Consider the following 22,360-nt stretch of genomic DNA (forward strand, 5'->3'; position numbering starts at 1 on the left):
CTTCTGGGGATTGACTCAATTGCCGCCTTCCTGCAACTCGAATTATTTAGGGTATTGCTTTGGCTTGAATGGCCATACTCAAAAGTAATGTTGTTATATTCAGTAATAACGTTGTCAGGTTCGTGCTGCGACTGAATATACAAACAAGTAATGAAAAAGAATGGCTGTATTGAATTTACTGGCGGGAATGGTTAGTGACGAAATAACAAATTATTGTCATGAGCTCATTTAACTGATTATTTTATAAGTCTATTTATTAATGGATGGGTGGTAATAATTGGTTTTTGCATATTCATAATTACAATTAAGTCAGTGACAACCCCTATTTTCTTTGGTACTCACGCACGCGAATATAAAGATGGAATCTGGTTCACATTAAAATAGAAATTGCGAGCTTGCTAACAATAACGGAAATAATAAATGACAAAAAAGTCACATTATTTAATTAGACAATAAGTTGCTTGTTGACAGGGTTTTGAGGGGGGTATGGGCCAGGTAATAGCAATAATTTGCTATAGGAACTCTATTTTTTGTTTAATTAATGGCTAATCACGACAACACTTTCATTTTCCGTCTCTTTATAGTGATCAGGTCAAGGGCCGTGCAATACCATACCCGTCATACTTCGAGCTGCATATGCGTTGGCTGCTTTCGTTCACCCCAGTCACTTACTTATGTAAGCTCCCGGGGATTTACTCAATTGCCGTCTTCCTGCAACTCGAATTATTTAGGGTATATAACGTATTAATTTAACCGCAAGCAGGGTAACCCTATGAATGAATCGCTCAAAGCTCAGTGTATCGCAGAATTTCTCGGCACCGGGCTATTTTTGTTTTTTGGTATTAGTTGTCTGGCAGCGATGAAAGTGGCCGGTGCCAGTTTTGGTTTGTGGGAAATTTGTATTGTATGGGGGCTGGGGATTTCACTGGCGGTCTATCTGACCGCCGGGATTTCCGGTGCTCACCTCAACCCCGCCATCACTATTGCTCTCTGGCTGTTTGCTTGTTTCCCCGCCCGTAAAGTGATTCCTTACAGCATTGCGCAGATTGCCGGTGCTTTTGGGGGGCGGCGCTGTCTTATATGTTGTATCACAACTTATTTACGGATTTTGAAACCGCCCATCAGATGGTGCGCGGCAGTCTGGAAAGCCTGCAATTAGCCAGTATTTTCAGTACCTTCCCATCACCGGCTATCAGCGTATGGCAAGCTGCCTTTGTTGAAATCATCATTACCTCAATTTTGATGGGGCTGATTATGGCGTTGACGGATGATGGTAACGGAGTACCGCGTGGGGCATTAGGGCCGCTATTGATTGGTATTCTGGTGGCAGTGATTGGCGCGGCGACGGGGCCATTAACCGGTTTCGCCATGAACCCGGCGCGTGATTTTGGTCCTAAATTATTCACCTTTTTTGCCGGTTGGGGGAAAATCTCAATGACCGGTGGCCGTGATATCCCTTATTTCCTTGTCCCAATCATCGCACCGATTATTGGGGCTTGCCTCGGTGCGGCGGTTTATCGTTTCTTCATTGGTAAAAATCTGCCGTGTAATACCTGCAAGTTAGAGGATGAGAAAGCCAGTATATAAATTAAGGCGAGTTTCCTCATCTTGAACCGGTGAAACAGGATGAGGAAATTTCGTGATCTATTCGGGTTAATGGGCTGATTATCGTCCCCTGTTGATGATGATTCTGGTAAAGTGAGTTATTACTTTTCATTTCACCAGAGTATAAATTGGTACAGGGAAATAGGTTTCTATTGGGTGAGGGGGAATTAAATATAACAAAAAAGTAACACATTGATTATTTCAAGGATGAACGATGGTAACAAACAAAAACTAATAACAATAAATTAACTGAGAGGTTTTATCATGATTTCTGCCAGTTCTCTAAACTCAGAGCTCATAAATAAAATCGCGCAGGATTTTGCTCAGGCAACTGGGCTGGCTGTGGTGGTGGTCAATATTCACGGCGAAGAAATTTCTGATCTCTTTAATTTTACGCCATTTTGTCAATTGATGCGGCAAGACCCAGTGCATCATCTTCGTTGCCGCATGAGTGATCGCTGCGGTGGCTTGGAAGCTTCAAAATCCAATGAACCTTGTATTTATCGCTGCCACGCCGGGTTAACTGATTTCTCTATCCCGCTGGTTATTGCCGGTCATTTGGTCGGGTTTGTTTTATGTGGGCAGGTGCGGTTGCACTCAGATGTTTATCTGATTGATATTCTTAATGTTGATAACCACTGGCAGCAAAATCCAGCACTGATGGACGAATTCCACAATGTGCCCATTATGGACTTTTCGCGAGTGATTGCGTCGGCAGATTTATTAAAGCTGATTGTTGAAAATTGTCTCAAAAAACACCTCAACTTTGTGGTTATCAATGACAATATGGGCAGCAAAGAACCGGGGAGAATACGGCCGGCTCACCCCCATGACAGCAAAATGAAGAAGGCATTGCGTTATATTGATGCGCATTTATCGGAAGAACTGCGGCTGGAAGAAGTCGCGGCCAAGGTGTATCTCAGCCCTTATTATTTCAGCAAATTGTTTAAAAAATACCACGGCATCGGCTTTAATGCCTGGGTCAATCAGCAACGGATGGCTAATGCCAGAGAGATGTTGCAGCACAGTGACTGGAGCATTGCCAGCATTGCTAAGAATCTAGGATTTTCCCAGACCAGCTATTTCTGCAAAGTGTTCCGTCAGACCTACAATGTGACACCGCAGGTATTTCGCTCACTTTCTTCTGAACGTAGCGGAATGGAATAGCCATCATTGATTTAATATTATGCAATTGGGCCGTTCGCTTGGGTTTTCTATTTAAATAAAAAAAATAAAAATTAGCCATTTAAAATAATTAATGACAATAATTTGCTATAAATAAAATGAACTTAAAGTTATATAAGTCACTGTTTTTAATTATAAATCACTCGCAATCTCGACAATAAATTGTTGTGGTGATGCAAAAAAATCCCTATCAAAAAATGAAATTCACCATTTTTTATGAACAGAAAAGGGTATATTAATTTTAAGAAATTCTATCAGACTAATAATGAATAAACACTCTGTTATAACAGTGTAAATAAAGAGATAAATTAGATAACGAAATAAGAAATTAAATAACAGAATCTACTGTAATTAGATAATTGTAGTTACTGAAATGGTTATGTCGTGTACTTGTACTCAAGACATGATTGGGAAGGGGGTGAAAATCCCCCGCAGCCCCCGCTGCTGTGATGCTGACGAACCCGCTGAAACCACTGATCCACCGGATTGGGAAGGTAGCGGGGGAGGGTGACGCTAAGCCAGAAGACCAGCCAAATCAGTAAAAGAGTTTCAACTCCTTCGGTGGGAAGCGGGTTGTCATCAGATGCGCGCAGCGGTGACGTTGCGTAGATGCACCTTTTTGACACTGCATATCCCGCTTGAAATGGCGGGATTTTTTATGCAATGCTCAGGTAAACAAGCATTTATCATCGCAGGAACCGGCAGCGGGTGCGGTAAAACCACCGTAACTTTGGGTATTTTGCGGGCGCTGATGGCGCGTGGATTGTCGGTGCAGCCGTTCAAGGTCGGGCCGGATTATCTGGATACTGGCTGGCATACCGCCGTCAGTGGCGTGACCTCGCGTAACCTCGATGCTTTTATGTTGCCGCCTGCCACCCTCAATGGCCTGTATAACCAGCATATGCGCCATGCCGATGTGGCGGTGATTGAAGGTGTCATGGGGCTGTATGACGGCTATGGCACTGACCCCGATTATTGCAGCAGTGCGGCGATGGCCAAGCAACTGGGCTGCCCGGTTATCTTGCTGGTGGATGGCAAAGCGGTATCTACCTCGGTGGCGGCAACGGTGCTGGGCTTTAGTCAATTTGATCCCGACCTCACCATTGCCGGGGTGATTGTTAATCGCGTTAACTCAGATAATCACTATCAACTTATTCGCCATGCTATTGAACATTATTGTGGCATTCCGGTTTTGGGCCGCTTGCCGGTTATGGATGATGTGGCCTTGCCATCACGCCATTTGGGGCTGATCCCAGCACAGGAGCGGGGCGGAGTTGTCGCCAGGCAGCCCGATAACTCGCCGCACTGGCAACGGCTGGCCCAGCAGGTTGAAGAATTTATTGATCTGGACAGATTGCTCGCTCTGACTTGTTGCTCCCAACTTCCGGTTGGCACCCCTCCCGCGTTACCGCCGCAAGCTTTGGCCGACGGGCTGACACTGGCCTTAGCCGAAGACGAAGCTTTCAATTTTTATTACCCCGATAACCTTGATTTACTGGAGCAGGCGGGAGTGCGTATCCAGCGCTTTAGTCCGCTGCATGACCGCAGTTTGCCTGCTTGCCAGATGATTTATCTGGGCGGCGGTTATCCGGAAATCTACGCTACAGCGCTGGCAGAAAATACCGCCATGCACGCCGCGTTACAGCAAGCCCACCGCCAGCAAATCCCCCTGTATGCCGAATGTGGTGGCTTGATGTATTTAGGCGACGGTCTCACCGATGACAGTGGACAGCGCCATGCCATGGTGGGGATTTTGCCCGGTGAAAGCCGCATGGGGAAACGCCTGACCCGTTTTGGCTACTGTCAGGCACAGGCCCGCAGTGACACGTTATTAGCCGCGTTTGGTGAAACTCTGCGCGGTCATGAGTTCCATTACTCCGATTTTACCAGCCCGCTGACACCGGTTTTTGATAGCAGCAAATGGCGTGATGGTGCGGTTATCCAGCAGTGGCGCAGTGGCTATCAGGTACAGCGCACTCAGGCCAGTTATCTGCATATTCATTTCGCCCAGCGCCCCGGTTTACTGAATGGCTGGCTGACTGCCGCCCGGAGTGTGCTATGACCCTGAGCGCGTGGTTTGTGGCTTTCTTATTGGACCATTGGCTTGGCGACCCACCGCATTGGCCGCATCCGGTACGTTGGATTGGCAATTTGATTACGGTGCTGCAACAGGCGGTTCGCGCGGTGTGTCGTAGTGAGCGGGCGCTGAAATGGGGCGGTGCCCTGTTGTGGGTGTTGGTGGTCGGCATCACCTGGCTGGTTAGTTGGGGCTTTTTATGGCTGATGACAGAAATTAACCCGTGGCTTGGTTGGCTGGCGCAAGTGTGGATGATTTACACCTTGCTGGCCGGGCGTTGCTTGAGTGATGCGGCGCTGTTGGTTTTCGATGCGCTACAGCATGGCTCCCTGGCGCAAAGTCGTGAAAAGTTGTCATGGATTGTCGGGCGCGATACTTCGCAATTGGGGAAACCGCAAATGACCCGTGCGGTGGTGGAAACTGTGGCTGAGAACAGTGTCGATGGTGTTATTGCGCCGTTGTTCTTCCTGATGCTGGGCGGCCCACCGCTGGCAATGGCCTACAAAGCGGTCAATACCCTTGATTCGATGGTGGGATATAAAACGCCGAAATATAGGGCAATCGGTTATATGTCTGCGCGAATGGATGATTTAGCTAATTGGCTGCCCGCGCGCTTGAGCTGGGTACTGCTGAGTGCTGCTGCCTGGCTGATTCAGGCCGATTACCGCCAGGCGCTACGTATTGGCTGGCGTGATCGCTACCAGCATTCCAGCCCCAATTGCGCTTGGTCAGAAGCTACCGTCGCCGGTGCACTTGGTATCCGTCTGGGCGGCCCGAATGATTACTTTGGTGAACGAGTCGAGAAGCCGTGGATTGGCGATGAGCGGCGCGAAGTGGCACTAAGTGACATTCCGCGCAGCATCCATTTGATGATGATGGCGTCGTTATTGGCCCTGTTATTGTTCGCCCTGATCCGCTTGTTGCTGGTCGGGATTTGATAAGGATAACCCGATGAACTATATAAAAAATCCGCAGGAAATCGAACAAAATAGTTTTGTCATTATTGGCGATATTATTGCCACTGAACGGCCAGATTATTGCTTTGCCAGCGAAATGCACCAAGCGGTTGTCAAGCGGGTTATCCATACTACCGCCGATTTTGACTGGCTCGATATTCTGCATTTCTCCCCCGATGTGTTGGCTCACATTGCTGAGGGCATCCGCCGAGGATGCACGCTATACACCGACACTACCATGGCGATGTCGGGCATTAACAAAACGCTGCTCAAGCAGATGGGATGCGAGTGCCGCTGCTATATCAGTGACCCGCGCGTGGTGGAAACTGCGCCTGTGCAGGGCATTACCCGCTCGATGGCGGCGGTGGATGTGGCGCTGGCGGAGCCGGGCGAAAAGCTATTTGTGTTCGGCAATGCGCCGACCGCGTTATTCCGTTTGTTAGAGCGCCAAGTGATCCCGGTGGCGGTCATTGGGGTGCCGGTGGGGTTTGTTGGCGCGGCGGAATCCAAAGATGCGCTGGTGGAAAGCGGCTTGCCCTGTATTGCCGCACTGGGGCGCAAAGGAGGTAGCAATGTGGCAGCGGCGATTATCAACGCCATCCTCTATCAATTACAAAGGACGCAGTTGCGAGGGGCATTATGAGTGACGTTATTGCGAATGACGGAGCGGCACTGCAAAACCAGCAATTAGAGAGTATTTGGCATAACGGCAAGCAATACCGCAAAGGCTATACCACCGGCTCCTGTGCTACAGCTGCGGCCAAAGTGGCGGCGCTGATGGTGCTGCGCCAGCAAGTGATTGACCAGATTTCGATTGTCACCCCCTCTGGCGTCACCTTGTGTCTGAATGTCGAGCTGCCACTTATTGAGGGCCAGCAAGCCACGGCGGCTGTCCGCAAAGATGGCGGCGATGATGTCGATGCCACCCACGGCATGTTGATTTTTGCTCGCGTGACTCTCACTGAACAGACTGAAATCACTTTGCGGGGCGGCGAGGGGATCGGAACCGTCACTCGTAAAGGTATTGGTTTACCCATCGGCAGTAGCGCAATTAATCGCACGCCGCGCCAGACAATTGAAGCTGCCGTGCGCGAGGTTATTGGCCCGTTACGCGGAGCCGAGATAGAAATTTTCGCGCCGGAAGGGGTTGAACGGGCGAAAAAAACCTACAACGGGCGGCTGGGGATCTGGGGTGGAATTTCCATCATTGGCACCACTGGCATTGTCACGCCAATGTCGGAAGAGAGCTGGAAACGCTCTTTAGCGCTGGAACTGGAGATGAAGCGGGCCGCCGGTGAGGATCGCGTGATTTTAGTGCCGGGTAATCACGGCGAGCGCTTTGTTCGCGACCATTTGGGGCTGGAGAGCCAGCGGGTGGTCACCATGAGTAATTTTGTCGGCTACATGCTGCAAGAAACGGTGCGGCTGGGGTTCCGCCATGTGCTGTTGGTCGGGCATCCCGGCAAATTAGTCAAAGTGGCCGCCGGTATCTTCCATACTCACAGCCACATTGCCGATGGGCGCATGGAGACGTTGGTGGCGAACTTAGCATTAATGGGCGCACCACATTCATTGCTTCTTGAAGTTAATCAATGTGATACCACCGAGGCGGCGATGGAGTTAATTGCCGAGCAGGGCTGGCAAGGGGTGTATGCGCGTATCGCGCAGCGCATCTGCGAGCGCATCGCGGAGATGATGCGCTTCTCGGTTAACCCGCCCCAGTGTGATGCCATTTTATTCTCTTTCGATAATCAGGTGTTAGGTAGCAACCGAGCACTGGATGAGATTGCGGAGGCATTCCGATGATTACAGTAGTAGGTATTGGCCCCGGTGATACTGACTATCTGACGCCAACGGCGCGGCGGGCTATTGAGTGCGCCGAGGTGTTGGTGGGCGGCAAACGCCATCTGGCGACATTTTGTTGTGATATCAAAGAGTCTCGTTTGTTGGATGCGGACTTATTGGGGCTACTAGAGTGGCTGGATAGCAATAAAAATCGCGCCATTGTGGTGTTGGCCTCGGGCGATCCTCTGCTGTACGGCATCGGCAAATTACTGGCGGCAAACTTCAGTACCGAGGAGTTGCATATCGTCCCCGGTATCAGCGCGATTCAATATCTGTGCGCCAAAGTGGCGCTGGACATGAATGACCTTTTCCTCACCAGCAGCCATGGTCGCGAGCCTGATTTTGACTGGATCTTCCAGCACGACAAAGTGGCGATGGTGACCGACGGCATTATCGGCCCACGGGCCATTGCAGATGCGCTACAGCAACGCGGCCTGTTTCGCACTTTTATTATTGGTGAAAATCTTTCGCAATCTAACGAACGCATCCACCGCCTGCCCGCAGAGCAGGTGGCAGCCCGCTATGACATGAATGTGGTGGTGATCCTCAATGAAAGATGAGCTGTTTATTCGTGGGCAAAAAGTCCCGATGACCAAAGAAGCGGTGCGGGTATTGGCGCTGGAACGGCTGGCGTTATCGGGTGCCACTCACCTGATTGATGTTGGCGCGGGCACCGGCAGTGTGGCGTTGGAGGCGGCGCTGCGCTTCCCTCATTTACAGGTAACCGCCATTGAGTGCAACCCTACGGCCCTTGAATTGATTGATGAAAACCGCCAGCGCTTGGGGTGCGGCAATGTGAACATCCTCGCCGGTGTCGCCCCCCTTGCTCTGCCGGATAAAGCCGACGCCATTTTTATTGGCGGCAGCGGCGGCCATTTAACTGACCTTATCGACTGGGCGCTGATGATGCTCAATCCCGATGGCCGCCTGGTGCTGACCTTTATTTTGCTCAATAACCTCAATGAGGCTTTAAACCACTTACAGACCTGCGCCGTCAGTGAGTTGGATTGTGTGCAATTGCAACTCTCCACTCTGACCCCTCTGGGCAGCGGGCACTATTTTAAACCGAATAATCCTACTTATCTTATTTCCTGCCACAAGGAGGCGAGCAATGTCTGAGCATCCTAATGCTGTATCAGCAGCGATTAAACCAACATGGGATACGCAAAAAGTCTGGTTTGTTGGGGCCGGGCCGGGTGACAAAGAGCTGATTACGCTAAAAGGCTACCGCTTGCTGCAACAGGCGCAGGTGGTCATTTATGCCGGGTCGCTTATCAATACCGAGCTATTGGAATATTGCTCTGCCGAAGCTGAATGTCATGACAGCGCGGGCTTGAATCTGGAACAAATCATTACGCTGATGGTGGATGGCGTGCGCGCCGGCAAGCTGGTAGTGCGGTTGCAAACCGGCGACCTCTCTTTGTATGGCTCGATTCGTGAGCAGGGAGAAGTGTTGAGTGAACACGGCATTGGCTTTGTTTCGGTGCCGGGGGTGAGTGCCTTCCTGGGGGCTGCGGCGCAACTGGGAGTGGAATACACCGTGCCGGAAGTGGCGCAGAGCTTGATTATCACCCGTATTGAGGGACGCACTCCGATGCCGCCATTGGAGCAATTGGAAGCTTTCGCCGCGCACCAAACTTCAATGGCGATCTTCTTGTCGGTACAGGAAATGGACCGCGTTGCCGAGCGCTTAATTGCTGGTGGCTATCCCGCCAATACGCCGGTCGCGGTGGTGTACAAAGCCACATGGGCTGAAAGCCGCACGGTACGCGGCACGCTGGCGGATATCGCCGAGTTAGTGCGTGCGGCGGCCATTCATAAAACGGCGCTGATTTTGGTGGGGGCATTCCTCGGCGATGAATATCACTATTCCAAACTCTATGACGCGGGGTTTAGCCATGAATATCGTCAAGCCTGAATCCATCGCGGTATTTTGCCTGACCCCCGGCGGAGTGCGACTGGCGCGGCGCTTGCAAACCCACTTGCCGCTGACCTGTTTTACCAGTGACAAACTGCTGGAACCGGGTTTTTTGCCTTTCAACGGCAGTTTTGGCGACACCCTGCGTGAAGCATTTAAACAGTATTCGGCGCTGGTGGTGGTGGGGGCAATTGGCCTGACAGTGCGGGTTATCGCGCCGCTGGTGAATGACAAAATGACCGATCCTGCGGTGGTGGTGATTGATGAACGCGGGCAACACGTCGTCAGCTTGCTGTCGGGCCATGTGGGCGGGGCGAATACCTTAACCCGCTATCTGGCGGGTATTTTGGGGGCTGATCCGGTGATAACCACCGCCACCGATGTGAATGAGATGGCGGCGCTGGACACACTGGCCACCCAACTGGACGGCGAAATGCAAGATTTCCGCCATGCAGTCAAAGTGGTCAATCAAATGTTGGTTAGCGGCCAGAAAGTCGGGCTGTGGTGGGATGCGCCGCTGTTAGCGGAGCGGGAGCGCTGCGACACGCGGGGGTTTGTGCCGGTTGATTGTTTGGATCAATTGCCCGCACTGGACGCATTAGTGTGCATCACGCTGCGCGACACTCTGCCACTGCCCGCCGAACAACTCGCCGCCTTACCGGTGTACAAACTGGTGCCGCGCCGGGTGGTGGCGGGCATTGGTTGCCGCCGCGCGACCTCGCTGCAAACCTTGGTGGAGTTACTGCAACAGCAAATGGCTGAAAATCATTTTGATATCATGGCGTTGCGAGCGATTGGCAGTGTCACCATCAAAAAAGACGAACCGGCGCTGCACCAGTTGGCCCAATGCTGGCGGGTGCCATTCGAACTTTTCAGCGTCGGCGAATTAAGCCGCCACGAGCAACGTTTTCCCGCTTCTGATTTTGTCCGCCAAACGGTGGGGGTCGGCAGCGTTTCACAACCGGTCGCCTGGCTGATGAGCGACGGTAAATTGGTTGGCAATACTCTGCGCCAGCAGGGAGTCACCATCACTCTGGGAGTATCGCATTAATGTTAACCGTAATTGGCATCGGGCCGGGCAGTGAATCGATGATGACGCAAGACGCTATCGCCGCTATTCGCGAGGCGGAAATTATCGTCGGCTACAAAACCTATACCCATCTGGTGAAATCCATGACCCTGGATAAGCAAGTGATCAAAACCGGCATGTGTAAAGAGATTGAGCGCTGTCAGGCGGCGATTGACTTGGCCATGGCCGGTCATAACGTGGCGCTGATCAGCAGTGGCGATGCCGGTATTTACGGCATGGCTGGGCTGGTGTTGGAACTGGTCACCCAGCAACAGCTTGAACTGGAAGTGCGGTTGGTGGCCGGTATTACCGCCAGTATTGCGGCCGCCTCTTTACTCGGCGCACCGCTGATGCATGACTTTTGTCATATCAGCCTGAGTGATTTGATGACCCCGTGGGCAGTGATTGAAAAACGCATTATCGCGGCGGCGCAGGCCGATTTTGTTATCTGCTTCTATAACCCGCGCAGCCGTGGCCGCGAAGGGCATTTATCACGGGCGTTTGAGCTGATGCAGCCGTGGAAGAAAGCCGCAACACCCGTCGGTGTAGTGAAGGCGGCGGGGCGCAAAAAACAGGAGAAATGGCTCACCACCTTGGGTGAAATGGATTTTGAACCGGTAGACATGACCAGTTTGGTGATTGTCGGCAATCAGGCCACTTATTGCCGTAACGGGCTGATGATCACCCCTCGGGGCTATTCATTATAAAGAGATATTCATTATGACGGACGATTCACTATGACTTATGACCCTCCACCAATTCATATTTTCGGTGGCACCAGTGACGCCCGGCTGATTTGCCAATTGCTGGACCGGGCTGGCGAGCGCTACAGCTTGTCGGTCGCCACCGATGCCGGTAAACAGCTGGCGGGGGATATTGGCGGCGAGGTCGTGGTCGGGCGGATGGATGTGGTGGCAATGGCCGATTTTCTTATCAATCGGCAAGTGCAGTGGGTGATTGATGCTTCTCATCCTTATGCCGATTTGCTCAGTGACAATGTGGTTGCCGCGTGCCAGCAATCCAAAGTGCTACTGACACGTTATCAGCGCCCAAGTGAAATTGAAGTGCTCAATCATCCGCTGCTTTACAAAGTGGAGAGTGCCGCAGCAGCTTGTGCGGTGGCGCAAGGCTTGGGGCCGCGAGTGTTATTGACCACCGGCAGTAAGCAGTTGGCGGAGTATCAACAGGGATTGGCCGGTAAAACCCTATTCGCGCGGGTACTGCCAACGGCGAAGGTGCTGAGTCAATGTGAGGCGCTGGGGCTGGGGGTCGACCATATCATTGCGCTGCGCGGGCCATTTAGTGCGCAATTCAATCACGCGCTGTATCAGTTCTGCCAGCCAGATGTGGTCATCACCAAAGAATCCGGCGCACAAGGCGGCTATCAAGAAAAAGTCGCGCCCTGTTTGGCACTGAATATTCCCTGCATTGTGGTGCGCCGCCCGGCCGCCGTGGTGTTGGACAGTCTGGGACAGCAAGTGACTTCATTGGATGAATTTAGCCAACATCTGATGCACTGGCAGCAATCTGACCCACGGGCAAGAACAACGAGGACAATAAAATGAAAAAAGCACTGTTGGTGATCAGTTTCGGCACCAGTTATGAACACACCCGGCAAAAGAATATTGATGCTTGCGAACAACAATTGGCGGCGGCTTACCGCGATCGCGATCTGTTCCGCGCCTTTACCTCAGAAATGATCATTCGCAAGCTGCGCAAACGCGATGGCTTATTGATCAATAACCCGCGAGAAGCGCTGAAGCAGCTGGCTGAACAGGGTTATCAAGATGTCGCCATCCAATCACTGCATGTGATTAATGGCGATGAATACGAAAAAATTGCCACTGAAGTGCGCAGTTTCAATGACAGTTTCCATCATTTGGTCTTAGGTACGCCGCTGTTGAGCAGCTTTGCCGATTACCAGCAATTACTGGTGGCACTGCAAGCACAAATGCCCCCATTGGCAGCCGATGAGCGCGTGGTCTTTATGGGCCACGGGGCCAGCCACTATGCTTTCTCCGCTTATGCTTGCCTTGACCATTTGATGGCTTCGCTGAACTTCCCGGCCATGGTCGGCGCGGTCGAAAGCTATCCGGAAATCGACCACATCATTAGCTGCTTACAGCAGCAGGGCGTGCGCAAAGTGCATTTGATGCCATTGATGCTGGTGGCCGGTGATCACGCCATCAATGACATGGCCTCTGACGAGCCGGACTCATGGCGCTCACAACTGGAAGCCGCCGGTATCAGTGCGCAATCATGGCTGCAAGGATTGGGAGAAAACCCCTTGATTCGCCAGATGTTTGTCGGGCATTTGAGCCTCGCCTTACAGCAAAAACAGCAGGAGGCAGCGTAATGAGCGGCAGACTTTATGCCTTGGGCGTCGGCCCCGGCGCCAGTGACTTAATCACCGTGCGGGCAGCGCGGCTGATAGCCAAACTCGATGTGCTGTATGCCCCCGCGGGGCGCAAAGGCGGCGACAGCCTGGCGCTGTCAATTGTGCGCGAATATTTATCACCCAACACCGAAATCCGCACCTGCCACTTCCCTATGAGTGCTGATGACAGCGAAAAACAGGCCGTCTGGGATGAGGTTGCGCAACAGTTACAAGCAGAAGTCGCCAAGGGGCGTCAGGTGGGATTTATCACTCTCGGCGATGCCATGTTATTCAGCACTTGGGTGTTTTTGCTCGAACGCATTGGTCGGCCAGATTGGTTGGAAATTGTCCCCGGAGTCACTTCCTTTGCCGCCATTGCCGCGCGTGCCGCATTGCCATTGGCGATGGAGCAACAATCGCTGGCGATTATGTCCTGCACTGCGCCGGAAGCCGAACTGGAACGCGCACTGCGCGATCACGACTGTGTGGTGCTGATGAAAGTCTATGGCCGCTTTGCGCGAATTCAGGCGCTATTGGGCCGACTCAATCTGTTCCCCCACGCGCTATTGATGTCAGAAGCCTCATTGCCGGGGGAGGTGTGCTGGCGTCAGTTGGAGAACATTGCCGCTGACCAACCATTGCCCTATTTCTCGACTATTTTAGTCAATAAGCAGCAACGAGTTATTTAAAAACAATCGGTTAGCCAGTTTTATTTAGATGCTCAACGTTATTGGAGTCACTCATGGAAATGGAAAGACAGTTAAAGAAACTTTCATATAGTGGGGTTGCTATGGCAATCCTGCTAACGATTGCCCCGAATGATGTTTTTGCGATGCACATTATGGAAGGCTTTTTACCACCGATGTGGGCGCTGGCCTGGTGGGTGCTGTTCCTGCCGTGCTTGTTTATGGGGTTGGTGCGCTTAAAGCAGATTGTCTCTGAAGACAGCAATCAAAAAGTGCTGCTGGCACTGTGCGGTGCGTTTATTTTCGTGCTATCGGCGCTGAAAATCCCGTCAGTGACCGGCAGTTGTTCACATCCGACCGGTGTCGGGCTGGCGGTTATCCTGTTTGGGCCGGTGGTGGTGGCGGTGCTGGGGGCGATTGTGCTGCTGTTCCAGGCGTTATTACTGGCGCACGGCGGCTTGACCACGTTGGGCGCTAACGGCATGTCAATGGCGGTGATTGGGCCGGTAGTGGGTTATTTAGTCTGGAAACTGGCCTGCAAAGCGGGGTTGCGCCGCGATGTCGGGGTGTTCCTCTGTGCCATGCTGGCGGATTTAACCACCTATTTTGTCACCTCGGTACAACTTGGTTTGGCGTTTCCCGATCCGCAATTTGGTATCAGTGGTTCGATTATCAAATTTATGGGGGTGTTCTGCATTACCCAGATTCCGATTGCTATTGCTGAAGGTTTGCTGACGGTGATGATTTACGACCAATTAACCAAACGGCAGTTAATCCACGCGGGGAGTCACTAACATGAAAAAGACACTTATTCTGCTGGCGATGGTTATCGCGCTGGTCATATTGCCGTTCTTTATTGATCACGGCGGCGAGTTCGGCGGTTCAGACGGCGAAGCTGAAGCTCTGATCCAGGTCACTGCCCCTCATTATCAGCCATGGTTTACACCGCTGTATGAACCGGCCAGTGGCGAAATAGAAAGTCTGCTGTTCACCTTGCAAGGTTCCATTGGGGCGGCGGTGATTTTCTATATTTTAGGCTATTACCGGGGGAAACGCGGTGAGCATGCTGGGGATTGATAAACTCAGTTATCAAAGCCGCTGGCGGCAGGCCGACCCGATGGGCAAGCTGGTGCTATATGGGGTTTTCCTGCTGTTGGCGATGCTTAGCCCGCCGATGTATCAGGCGCTGTTATTGGTATTTATCGCCGGGCTGACGTGCTATCTACTGCGGGTGGGGCCGCGCCGCTATTTGCGCTGGCTGGCGATACCGCTTTCTTTCCTGTTAGTGGGGTTGGTGACTATTGTGCTGTCCCTCTCCCGTCAACCGGAGAGCCTGTGGTGGGGCGTGCAGATAGGCAATTGGTGGTTTGGGCTGGATAGCGTCGGTTTAGCCACCGCTAATCAAACCCTATGGCGCAGTTTAGCGGCATTAGCGGCCACTTTTTGGTTTGTGCTTAATACGCCGTTTCCGCAACTTATTCAGATACTTAAACGATGCCACGCGCCGCGTTTGTTAACCGAGCAAATTTTACTAACCTGGCGTTTTATCTTTATCTTGATTGAAGAGGCTGCCGCCATTCAACAGGTGCAGTCTCTACGATTTGGTTATATCTCATTGCGTACCGGCTATCACTCGCTGGCAATGTTGGTCGGTATGCTATTTACCCGCGTGATGATTCGCTATCAGCAAATGGTCATTTCGCTGGATATGAAACTCTATCAGGGCGATTTCCACCTCTAAGGCAGGATGTAATGTTAGCCACCCGGCAGTTAGGTTTCAGCTATCAGGATGAACAGGTATTGCACGACCTGACACTGGATTTCAGTCAGCATGCAGTCACCGGGGTCTTGGGGGCCAATGGTTGTGGCAAATCCACATTATTTATGAATTTGACCGGAATTCTGCAACCGCAACAGGGCGCGGTGTTGTGGCAAGGTGAGCCGCTCAGTTATAAAAAGGCCAGTTTGCGTGAATTACGCCAGCGCGTCACCACGGTATTTCAAGACCCAGAGCAGCAGATTTTTTATACCGATATTGACAGCGACATCGCGTTTAGCTTGCGCAATTTGGGCATGGCGGAAGAGATTATTGCTCAGCGGGTTGACCGAGCATTAACCTTGGTGGATGCCCAGGGATTTCGCCATAAATCTATTCAGCATTTGAGTCACGGGCAGAAAAAACGGGTAGCTATTGCCGGTGCGCTGGTGATGGAGGCCGAATATCTGTTGCTGGATGAACCCACCGCAGGGCTAGACCCGGCGGGCCGCCAGCACATGATTACTATTATTGAGCGTATTGTCGCGGAGGGAAAACGGGTTATTCTCTCCAGCCATGATATTGATTTGATTTATAAGGTTTGTGATTACCTCTATGTCTTATCCCATGGTCATCTGATGATTGCCGGTGAAACCACCGAGGTATTCCTGCAACAGGATAAACTGCAAGCCGCCGGGCTGGTTCAGCCGTGGTTGGTCAAAATGCACAGTGAGCTGGGGTTGCCGCTGTGTAAAACGGAAGAGCAACTTTTTGCGCTGATGCGCCAGCGGGAAACGGAGGAAATGCGATGAGTCGGCCGGTAATGAATTTGTCGATAATGGTGCAAGGCACTGCCTCTGACGTCGGTAAAAGTGTGTTAGTGGCGGGGTTATGCCGCATTTTTAGGCAAGATGGCTACCGCTGCGCGCCGTTTAAATCGCAGAATATGGCGCTCAATTCTGGGATTACGGCACAAGGCGAAGAGATGGGCCGGGCGCAGATTTTCCAGGCCGAAGCCGCTGGAATAGCGCCGGATGTCCGCATGAACCCGGTGTTGCTTAAACCCACCAGTGACCGCAAGGCGCAGGTGGTTTTAATGGGCAAAGTGGCCTGCAATATGGATGCGGTGGAATACCATCAATATAAGCCGCAATTGCAACAGCAAATCAGCGAGGTTTACCACAGTTTAGCGCGCGAATATGACGTCATGGTGCTGGAAGGGGCGGGTAGCCCGGCAGAAATCAATCTGCGTGACCGTGATATCGTCAATATGGGCATGGCGGAGATGGCGGATGCGCCGGTATTGCTGGTGGCTGATATTGATCGCGGCGGAGTTTTTGCGGCGATTTATGGCACTTTGGCGTTGCTGCATCCGCATGAAAAAGCGCGGGTCAAGGGGGTGATAATCAATAAGTTTCGCGGTGATATCGCGCTGCTGACCTCCGGCCTGGAACAGATTGAAGCCCTGACAAATGTCCCGGTGCTGGGGGTGATGCCGTGGCTGGACATTGATTTAGAAGATGAAGATGGCGTCGCACTGCAACAGGGAAAATATCAGCATTCGGCGGAGAAATCGCTGGATATTGCAGTGATCCACTTGCCGCATATTGCCAATTTTACCGATTTTAATGCGCTGGCGGCCCAGCCGGATGTACGTCTGCGCTATGTTTCTCAATTATCGGCTTTAGGCCAACCGGACTTAATTATCTTGCCGGGCAGCAAAAATACGCTGGGGGATTTGCAATGGTTACATCACAGTGGGCTGGCGGCGGCGCTATTAGCGCAACATCAACACAATGTGCCGGTGATAGGGATTTGCGGCGGTTATCAAATGTTGGGAAAACGCATTATTGATGGTGTGGAGTCGGGCTTAGAGCAGATGGACGGCTTGGGCTTATTGGATGTGGAAACTGAGTTCGCAGTAGAGAAAGTCACCACACGGGTGAGCGGCTATTGCCAAACAGGACTGCCGGGAATATTAAAAAACTGCGGCGAGCACCCGCTTGAAGGCTATGAAATCCACATGGGCGCATCCCTGTTGGGGGCCGCAGCCGTGCCTTTTGCGCGCTTAACCTTGCGCAACGGGCAAGCCGAGCAGTGGGTCGATGGCGCGGTAAATCGCGATGGCAGCGTGTTGGGCAGCTATATTCATGGGCTGTTTGATAGCCACCACTTTACCCGCCCGCTATTGGATAGCCTGCGGCAACGCAAAGGGCTGGCGGCTTTTGATGGCGTGACGGTGAATTATGCTGAACATAAACAGCAGCAGTTCGATATTCTGGCCTCGAATATGCGTGAACATATTGATATTAATAGGATTCTAGAGTTAATGAAAGCACACCAACAGGAGAGCGTGCAGTGATTTTGATTACCGGCGGGGCGCGCAGTGGCAAGAGTTCATTGGCAGAGCGTATGGCAGCGCAAGCAGCTGAGCGGGTGTTTTACATTGCTACCTCGGTGGTGACAGATGCGGAAATGGCCGAGCGGGTTGCATTGCATCGCGCCAGCCGCCCGGCACACTGGCGCACTTGGGAAGGTTATCGGGATTTAGGTGCGGTGCTGGAGCAGCAGGTCGAACCCGGTGAAGCCGTGATGTTGGAATGCATTACCACACTTATTACCAATCTGCTGTTTGAATTGGCGGGTGATACGCCGCCGGAGCAGATGGATTTTGCGGCGCTTGAAGTGGGTATTCAGCAGCAAATTTCTGAACTGCTGGCCGCCTGTGCCCAAAGTTCAGCTCCCATTTATCTGGTGACCAATGAATTGGGCATGGGCATTGTGCCGGAAAACCGCCTGGCGCGGCATTTTCGCGATATTGCCGGGCGGGTTAATCAGCGCCTGGCCGCTGCCGCCGACGAGGTGTTTTTAGTGGTGTCGGGCATTGAGGTAAAAATTAAATGAACCTGCGTTTATTTCTCGCAACATTACAGTTTATGACCCGCATTCCGGTGCCAGAGCGCTGGACTCAAGGGCTGGCGATGGATAACTACCAAAGCGGTATTATTGGGTTCCCATTCATTGGCTTGATTGTCGGGGGGCTCGGTGGGGTGGTTTTCACTCTGTTAGCGCCGTGGTGCGGTGTGCCGCTGGCGGCTTTGGGTTATGTGCTAGCGCTGGCGCTGATTACCGGTGCTTTTCACCTCGACGGGCTGGCCGACACCTGTGATGGGGTGTTTTCTGCCCGTAAACGCGAGCAAATGCTGGAGATCATGCGCGATAGCCGCCTTGGGACTAACGGCGGTTTGGCGTTGATATTTATCGTGGTAGCAAAAGTGCTGGTGGTCAGTGAGTTGGCGCTGCGCGATGTATCGATGCTCGCGATGCTCACCGCCGCCTCGGTGGCCGGGCGCACGGTGATTGTGCTGCTGATGTATCGCCAACGCTATGCGCGCGAAAGCAATGGATTGGGCAATATTTATATCGGTAAAGTGACGGGGAAACAAACGGCGGTCACATTGGCGATTGGCACGATATTAACTCTGTTACTCGGCAAGGGCGCGGCACTGTTGGCATGGGTTATCACCATGGTAGTGGTGCTGTTATTGGCGGCCTATCTACGTCGCCGTTTGGGTGGTCAAACCGGTGACACGCTGGGCGCTGCGGCTGAAGTGGGCGAGTTGGTATTCTTACTGGCACTGTTATGATGTTGCCGATTTCTGATCACTTTTGATGAGCCATTCTATGCGACTTTTTCTGGTGCGCCATGGGCAAACTGAAGCCAATTTACACGGTGTTTTTTGCGGGCTGACCGACGTGGCGTTAACTTCATTGGGGGCAGAGCAGGCCGGTAATGTCGCGGGTTGGCTGGCGGAGGTCGAGTTTACTCACGCCGTTAGCAGCCAATTGCTGCGCGCCCGCCATACTGCCGATATCGTGCTGGCGGGGCATTCAATCAATGCGAGTGCCGATGACCAATTAAATGAAATGAATTTCGGTGAATGGGAAATGCGCCATCACCATGATTTGCAACGTGAAGATCCTAATGCGTGGGCAGCATGGGTGGCTGATTGGCAGCAGGCCAGCCCCACCGGTGGGGAATCTTTCCCACAGTTTTCAGCCCGTATAGAAAGTGCGGTTCAATCACTTTTTTCAATAAAAGATAATGAAAAAAATCAGTTAGTGGTATCCCATCAAGGGGTATTAAGCCTAATGTTGGCGCGCTTACTGGCGATGCCAGCGGCTGCCATGTGGCATTTTCATTTTGAGCAAGGTGCATACAGCGTGTTGGAAATCCATGATGGATTTGTCACTCTGCGTGCGTTCAATAGCCGGGCTGTTTGGCAGCCTGTAACACGAGGTTAAATTCATGCAAACACTTTCATCAATTTTGCGGACTATTGCACCGCTGGATAGTAGGGCGATGAGCCGAGCAAAAGCGCGGCTGGATGGTTTGCTTAAGCCCTGCGGCAGCTTGGGCCGGTTGGAGCAATTGGCTATCCAATTGGCAGGAATGCGCGGTTTATACGGCCATCAAGTCGACCGCAAGCAAATCATTGTCATGGCGGCCGACCACGGCGTTTTCGATGAGGGGGTGGCTATCTCACCACGGGCCGTGACGATGATTCAGGCATTGAATATGGTGAAAGGCGTAACCGGTGTTTGCGTGTTGGCGACTAACGCGGGTGCGGAAGTGAAGATAGTGGATGTGGGCATCGACAGCGAGACACTCCCCGGTGTGATCGATATGAAAGTGGCGCGAGGCAGTGGCAATATTGCCCGCGAAGCGGCCATGACCCGTCAGCAGGCCGAAGATTTACTGATTGCCAGTGCCACACTGACATTACAACAAGCGGCAAGTGGCGTGAAAGTGTTTGGTGTCGGTGAGCTGGGTATCGCGAATACCACCCCAGCGGCGGCGATGGTTAGTGTATTTACCGACAGTGACCCTGAACAGGTGGTGGGAATTGGGGCTAATTTCCCCAGTGAGCAATTACATCACAAAGTGGCCGTGGTGCGGCGTGCCATTGAAACCAATCAACCGGATGGCAGTGATGGCATTGATGTGTTGGCAAAAGTCGGTGGTTTTGATTTGGTGGGGATGACCGGTGTCATGCTCGGCGCAGCGGCGGCGGGCTTGCCGGTGGTGCTGGATGGTTTTCTCTCTTACGCTTCTGCCTTAGCAGCTTGCCGTATCGAACCCAAAGTGCGTGATTATCTGATTCCGTCCCACTTATCAGCAGAAAAAGGCGCAATTATTGCGTTAAACCATTTGCAGCTGGAACCTTATTTGCAAATGAGTATGCGCTTGGGTGAGGGTAGCGGCGCGGCACTTGCTATGCATTTAGTGGATGCAGCTTGTGCGATGTATAATAATATGGGGTCGTTGGCGGAGAGTAATATTGAATTGCCGACATCGGCGGTTTGAGGTTGATTCGGTGACAGGTCTCGAAGCAGGTTTAGGGTGATAGCCCAAGCCTGCTTCGATTTATACTAATAATAACAATTACTTGTTTTTATCCTGAATCCCGCGTGTACCTAGATTATTATTATCCACCTGCGGTAAACCGACCTCGGCTGAAGAAGATAGCAACCCAGTGGTGGCGTAGCTAAAGAGCTTCTTACGGGTATCGGTGATATCCAGGTTACGCATAGTCAACTGACCGATACGGTCATCTGGTGAAAATACAGAATCACCTTTTTCCATGGTCAAGCGCTCTGGCTGATAAGTGAGATTGTCAGACACAGTATTCAGAATCGAATAGTCATTACCACGACGTAGCTCCAGTGTTACTTCACCGGTTATTTCGCTAGCAACCCAACGTTGAGCCGAGTCACGCAGCATCAGCGCTTGTGGATCGAACCAACGTCCTTGATACAGCAAGCGGCCCAGAACACGACCATTAGCATGGTATTGCTCAATGGTGTCTTCGTTATGAATACCGGTCAGCAGGCGTTCATAAGCAATATGCAGCAATGCCATTCCTGGGGCTTCGTAAATACCGCGACTTTTAGCTTCGATAATACGGTTTTCAATTTGGTCGCTCATTCCCAAACCATGACGTCCACCAATACGATTGGCTTCCATCATCAGCTCTACACTGTCTTCAAACACCACACCATTTAATGCAACCGGATAACCGCGCTCAAAACGGACCGACACTTCTTCCGCTTTCACCACCACATTTTCGTCCCAGAATTTTACGCCCATAATAGGGTTAACGATTTTGACGCTAGAATTCAAGAATTCCAGATCTTTGGCTTCGTGAGTCGCACCCAACATGTTGGAGTCAGTGGAATAAGCTTTCTCGGTCGACATTTTGTAGTCGAAACCGGATTGAATCATAAATTCGGACATCTCATGGCGACCGCCCAATTCATCGATAAAATCGGTATCCAGCCAGGGTTTGTAAATTTTCAGTTCAGCATTAGTCAACAGACCGTAACGATAGAAACGCTCTATATCATTACCTTTATAAGTGCTGCCATCACCCCAGATATTCACACCATCTTCTTTCATGGCGGCAACCAGCATGGTGCCGGTCACAGCACGGCCTAGTGGGGTGGTGTTGAAGTAAGTCACACCTGCGGTGGTGTTGTGGAAAGCACCACATTGAATCGCGGCAATACCTTCAGCAACCAGTTGCTTACGGCAATCAATCAGACGAGCTTTCTCTGCACCGTACTCCATTGCTTTACGCGGAATAGCTTCGTAATCTTCTTCATCAGGCTGACCCAGATTAGCCGTATAAGCGTAAGGAATTGCCCCTTTTTTCTGCATCCATAATAGGGCCGCGCTGGTATCCAAACCACCGGAAAAAGCAATACCAACACGCTGATTAATAGGAAGGTGTTTGAGAATAGTTGTCATCGATTAAATCCTGTATAAATTAGGTCTGTCTGGCAAAGGTTTCAATGCCTACATTGATATCGCAAAACTAGGGTT

General features: G+C 51.7%; 23 protein-coding genes, 1 pseudogene and 1 riboswitch. Of the genes and pseudogenes, 23 read left to right on the forward strand and 1 reads right to left on the reverse strand.

Annotation, left to right across the window (positions count from 1 at the left end):
• Window positions 1–772 precede the first annotated feature (772 nt).
• The 23 genes and pseudogenes from pduF to cobT all read left to right on the forward strand — a co-directional run bounded on the left by pduF (window position 773) and on the right by cobT (window position 20,842).
• Window positions 773–1,587, forward strand: a pseudogene (gene pduF / locus DX162_RS13635) (propanediol diffusion facilitator PduF).
• A 282-nt stretch (window positions 1,588–1,869) separates the two neighbouring features.
• On the forward strand, window positions 1,870–2,772 hold the full coding sequence (gene pocR / locus DX162_RS13640) for a transcriptional regulator PocR (protein WP_004388827.1): 903 nt from the start codon (window positions 1,870–1,872) through the stop codon (window positions 2,770–2,772).
• A gap of 375 nt (window positions 2,773–3,147) precedes the next feature.
• Window positions 3,148–3,339: riboswitch (cobalamin riboswitch) on the forward strand.
• 109 nt (window positions 3,340–3,448) lie between these two features.
• Window positions 3,449–4,852, forward strand: coding sequence for a cobyrinic acid a,c-diamide synthase CobB (locus DX162_RS13645; protein ID WP_032819102.1), 1,404 nt, complete (start codon window positions 3,449–3,451; stop codon window positions 4,850–4,852).
• Entirely contained in the window at window positions 4,849–5,805 is a 957-nt protein-coding gene (gene cbiB / locus DX162_RS13650; RefSeq protein WP_032819029.1) for an adenosylcobinamide-phosphate synthase CbiB, read from the forward strand. Before DX162_RS13645 ends, cbiB begins: the two co-directional genes overlap by 4 nt.
• A gap of 13 nt (window positions 5,806–5,818) precedes the next feature.
• On the forward strand, window positions 5,819–6,466 hold the full coding sequence (locus DX162_RS13655; RefSeq protein WP_004388830.1) for a cobalt-precorrin-8 methylmutase: 648 nt from the start codon (window positions 5,819–5,821) through the stop codon (window positions 6,464–6,466).
• On the forward strand, window positions 6,463–7,629 hold the full coding sequence (cbiD, locus tag DX162_RS13660; protein ID WP_032819031.1) for a cobalt-precorrin-5B (C(1))-methyltransferase CbiD: 1,167 nt from the start codon (window positions 6,463–6,465) through the stop codon (window positions 7,627–7,629). Before DX162_RS13655 ends, cbiD begins: the two co-directional genes overlap by 4 nt.
• Complete coding sequence (locus DX162_RS13665) at window positions 7,626–8,228, forward strand: cobalt-precorrin-7 (C(5))-methyltransferase (RefSeq protein WP_032819033.1); 603 nt, start codon at window positions 7,626–7,628, stop codon at window positions 8,226–8,228. The genes cbiD and DX162_RS13665 overlap by 4 nt, the downstream gene beginning before the upstream one ends.
• Complete coding sequence (locus DX162_RS13670; RefSeq protein WP_032819034.1) at window positions 8,218–8,787, forward strand: decarboxylating cobalt-precorrin-6B (C(15))-methyltransferase; 570 nt, start codon at window positions 8,218–8,220, stop codon at window positions 8,785–8,787. Before DX162_RS13665 ends, DX162_RS13670 begins: the two co-directional genes overlap by 11 nt.
• Entirely contained in the window at window positions 8,780–9,586 is an 807-nt protein-coding gene (locus DX162_RS13675) for a cobalt-precorrin-4 methyltransferase (protein ID WP_032819035.1), read from the forward strand. Before DX162_RS13670 ends, DX162_RS13675 begins: the two co-directional genes overlap by 8 nt.
• Entirely contained in the window at window positions 9,567–10,637 is a 1,071-nt protein-coding gene (gene cbiG / locus DX162_RS13680) for a cobalt-precorrin 5A hydrolase (RefSeq protein ID WP_032819038.1), read from the forward strand. Before DX162_RS13675 ends, cbiG begins: the two co-directional genes overlap by 20 nt.
• Window positions 10,637–11,362, forward strand: a complete 726-nt coding sequence (locus DX162_RS13685; RefSeq protein ID WP_032819039.1) for a precorrin-3B C(17)-methyltransferase — start codon at window positions 10,637–10,639, stop codon at window positions 11,360–11,362. The genes cbiG and DX162_RS13685 overlap by 1 nt, the downstream gene beginning before the upstream one ends.
• Before the next feature lie 30 nt (window positions 11,363–11,392).
• Window positions 11,393–12,220 carry a cobalt-precorrin-6A reductase gene (locus tag DX162_RS13690; protein WP_004388836.1) on the forward strand — a complete coding sequence of 276 codons (828 nt, stop codon included), beginning with the start codon at window positions 11,393–11,395 and terminating at the stop codon, window positions 12,218–12,220.
• Entirely contained in the window at window positions 12,217–13,011 is a 795-nt protein-coding gene (cbiK, locus tag DX162_RS13695; protein ID WP_032819041.1) for a sirohydrochlorin cobaltochelatase, read from the forward strand. The genes DX162_RS13690 and cbiK overlap by 4 nt, the downstream gene beginning before the upstream one ends.
• Window positions 13,011–13,721 (forward strand): cobalt-factor II C(20)-methyltransferase, encoded by a 711-nt coding sequence (locus DX162_RS13700; RefSeq protein WP_032819043.1) that lies wholly within the window; start codon window positions 13,011–13,013, stop codon window positions 13,719–13,721. Before cbiK ends, DX162_RS13700 begins: the two co-directional genes overlap by 1 nt.
• A 53-nt stretch (window positions 13,722–13,774) precedes the next feature.
• Window positions 13,775–14,512, forward strand: coding sequence for a cobalt ECF transporter S component CbiM (gene cbiM, locus DX162_RS13705; protein ID WP_004388838.1), 738 nt, complete (start codon window positions 13,775–13,777; stop codon window positions 14,510–14,512).
• 1 nt (window position 14,513) lies between these two features.
• On the forward strand, window positions 14,514–14,795 hold the full coding sequence (locus DX162_RS13710) for an energy-coupling factor ABC transporter substrate-binding protein (protein WP_004388839.1): 282 nt from the start codon (window positions 14,514–14,516) through the stop codon (window positions 14,793–14,795).
• Window positions 14,782–15,459 carry an energy-coupling factor ABC transporter transmembrane protein gene (locus DX162_RS13715; protein WP_032819045.1) on the forward strand — a complete coding sequence of 226 codons (678 nt, stop codon included), beginning with the start codon at window positions 14,782–14,784 and terminating at the stop codon, window positions 15,457–15,459. Before DX162_RS13710 ends, DX162_RS13715 begins: the two co-directional genes overlap by 14 nt.
• Window positions 15,460–15,470: 11 nt before the next feature.
• Window positions 15,471–16,286, forward strand: a complete 816-nt coding sequence (locus tag DX162_RS13720; RefSeq protein WP_004388841.1) for an ATP-binding cassette domain-containing protein — start codon at window positions 15,471–15,473, stop codon at window positions 16,284–16,286.
• Window positions 16,287–16,297: 11 nt separating this feature from the next.
• On the forward strand, window positions 16,298–17,836 hold the full coding sequence (locus tag DX162_RS13725; protein WP_004388842.1) for a cobyric acid synthase: 1,539 nt from the start codon (window positions 16,298–16,300) through the stop codon (window positions 17,834–17,836).
• On the forward strand, window positions 17,833–18,378 hold the full coding sequence (cobU, locus tag DX162_RS13730) for a bifunctional adenosylcobinamide kinase/adenosylcobinamide-phosphate guanylyltransferase (protein ID WP_032819047.1): 546 nt from the start codon (window positions 17,833–17,835) through the stop codon (window positions 18,376–18,378). The genes DX162_RS13725 and cobU overlap by 4 nt, the downstream gene beginning before the upstream one ends.
• Entirely contained in the window at window positions 18,375–19,121 is a 747-nt protein-coding gene (gene cobS / locus DX162_RS13735) for an adenosylcobinamide-GDP ribazoletransferase (RefSeq protein WP_032819049.1), read from the forward strand. The genes cobU and cobS overlap by 4 nt, the downstream gene beginning before the upstream one ends.
• A 37-nt stretch (window positions 19,122–19,158) precedes the next feature.
• Window positions 19,159–19,779, forward strand: coding sequence for an adenosylcobalamin/alpha-ribazole phosphatase (locus DX162_RS13740; RefSeq protein ID WP_004388845.1), 621 nt, complete (start codon window positions 19,159–19,161; stop codon window positions 19,777–19,779).
• A gap of 4 nt (window positions 19,780–19,783) precedes the next feature.
• A complete protein-coding gene (gene cobT, locus DX162_RS13745; RefSeq protein WP_004388846.1) occupies window positions 19,784–20,842 on the forward strand; it encodes a nicotinate-nucleotide--dimethylbenzimidazole phosphoribosyltransferase in 1,059 nt (352 codons plus the stop codon).
• A 78-nt stretch (window positions 20,843–20,920) separates the two neighbouring features.
• On the opposite strand, the gene argG is transcribed toward cobT, so the two are convergent.
• Window positions 20,921–22,285 (reverse strand): argininosuccinate synthase, encoded by a 1,365-nt coding sequence (gene argG / locus DX162_RS13750; RefSeq protein WP_004388847.1) that lies wholly within the window; start codon window positions 22,283–22,285, stop codon window positions 20,921–20,923.
• Between the last annotated feature and the right edge of the window lie 75 nt (window positions 22,286–22,360).

The organism is Yersinia kristensenii (assembly GCF_900460525.1).
In the GTDB taxonomy this organism is placed as follows: domain Bacteria; phylum Pseudomonadota; class Gammaproteobacteria; order Enterobacterales; family Enterobacteriaceae; genus Yersinia; species Yersinia kristensenii.